General features: G+C 64.3%; 1 protein-coding gene and 2 pseudogenes. All 3 read right to left on the reverse strand.

Features of this window, described 5'->3' with window-relative positions; all coding sequences use genetic code 11:
* Positions 1 to 435, reverse strand: a pseudogene (locus tag ACOJVU_RS15700) (hypothetical protein); the annotation flags it as partial.
* A gap of 221 nt (positions 436 to 656) precedes the next feature.
* Positions 657 to 890 carry an excalibur calcium-binding domain-containing protein gene (locus tag ACOJVU_RS15705; protein WP_421530626.1) on the reverse strand — a complete coding sequence of 78 codons (234 nt, stop codon included), beginning with the start codon at positions 888 to 890 and terminating at the stop codon, positions 657 to 659.
* Positions 871 to 1337 (reverse strand): annotated as a pseudogene (locus ACOJVU_RS15710) (nuclear transport factor 2 family protein). Before ACOJVU_RS15710 ends, ACOJVU_RS15705 begins: the two are co-directional and overlap by 20 nt.
* Positions 1338 to 1463: the final 126 nt, after the last annotated feature.

A 1463-nucleotide genomic window follows, 5' to 3' on the forward strand; every position in this document is an offset into this window, starting at 1 on the left:
TTTCGGCGCGCGGCCCTTGATCGCCAAGGTGGCCAGTTCCCCCGCCGCTGTCGCGGCGTCCGCCAACTGTTCCGGCGCCGCCGGGACGAAAGACAACTGCGCACCAGGGGACGATGAAGGCCCGGCGGAGGCCGCCGACGAAGGCGGTGTGGTCGCCTCGGCATTCCCCGGCCGGGGCGACTCCTGGCGGGCACCGCTGTTGCCTGGCAAGCCCAGCCCCGCGATGATGACCGCGGCTACCGCCGCACACACCACCCCGACACCGGCGAGGATCCATGCCGACCGCCACGGACGGTTCAGCGACACCGTTTCGGGATCTTCCTGGGACCACGCCAGTTCGGAGGCTGCCCGGCCAGCTGTGGTCGCCCTCGTGGTCGCGTCGTCGGATGGCGCCGCGGCCGTCGCGGGCTGATCGTCGTCGTCGCTGGTGGTCATCGTCGTTCTCCTGTTCGCACGCCCTGTGCGGCGAGGATCTGTCAAGAGTATTTCTTGCGCGTCAGAGATAAAGAGTATGGAGGCCCTACCGCGGCATTGTGTACTTTTTCAGGCCTGGGATGGACACGGCCGCGATAGCCCGGACGCTACTGACAGACGCGATATCTCTGGAGAGTGCAGCGCCATCCGGGGATTCGGGAGTCCGAAGGTCAATAGGACAATCACCAGACGCTCAAGCATTGATTGTAAGCTTCGCAAGCGAGTCCATCGTTGTCGCGATCCGGCTTCGGAGCACACGCAGAATCGTCGCTCAAGATGTTGTAGCGGCCATCCGCATGCGCCTCAATGGCGTCCGCCTCCCGGATCGAGTCGGCCATGCCCGCGACGCTCGTCGCGTCAGCGGTCGGGTGAGAACGAACCCGCTCAGGTACCCCCTCAGACCAACGCGCTCGCATCGAAAGCGCAGCTCACATCCGCGTTCGCCAGGTTCTCGAAGTGGTTCGGGAAAGCGAAGGCCACCAGGGAGTTCATGTCCCAATAGTCGTTCCAGACCGTGATTTTGCCGTCCACCACCTTGTGCGCCGTGACGAACCGCAGTGCTCTCTGCTCTCCCGTCGCGAAAGTCCACGTCTCCGAATGCCCGTAGAGGACATCAGAACCGTCGCACACCAGCACGCCGTCGTGGTTCTCGTAGCCGGCCAGCGGCTCGAGCCCCATCTTCAGCCGCTTCACGATGTCGTCGGGGCCGCGGGCGGCCAGCGCGGGGACCGGCATGTCGACGTAAAGGCAGTCGTCGGATAAAAAATCTTGACCGCGTCCCAGTCCCGCTGCGAAAGTGCTTGCCATAGAGCGAGGACGGTGTCCCGCACGTCGCTCGTAGCGTTGATTGTCACAGGGCTCATCACACCCGCTTGCGGGAGGGTGTCAACGACTAGGGATCCACTGATTTTTGGGTGGTCGGCGGGTCGGCTGGTCTGGGTGGCCGGTGTCAGGAAATGATTGCAGGTCATGAACACCGCGCAGCCCAG

It is taken from the genome of Mycobacterium sp. THU-M104 (genome assembly GCF_049197365.1).
In the GTDB taxonomy this organism is placed as follows: domain Bacteria; phylum Actinomycetota; class Actinomycetes; order Mycobacteriales; family Mycobacteriaceae; genus Mycobacterium.

Bases quoted from the DNA above. Each gene is read 5' to 3' on its own strand.
- ACOJVU_RS15705 (WP_421530626.1), bottom strand. From the start codon at position 890: ATGCGAGCGCGTTGGTCTGAGGGGGTACCTGAGCGGGTTCGTTCTCAC.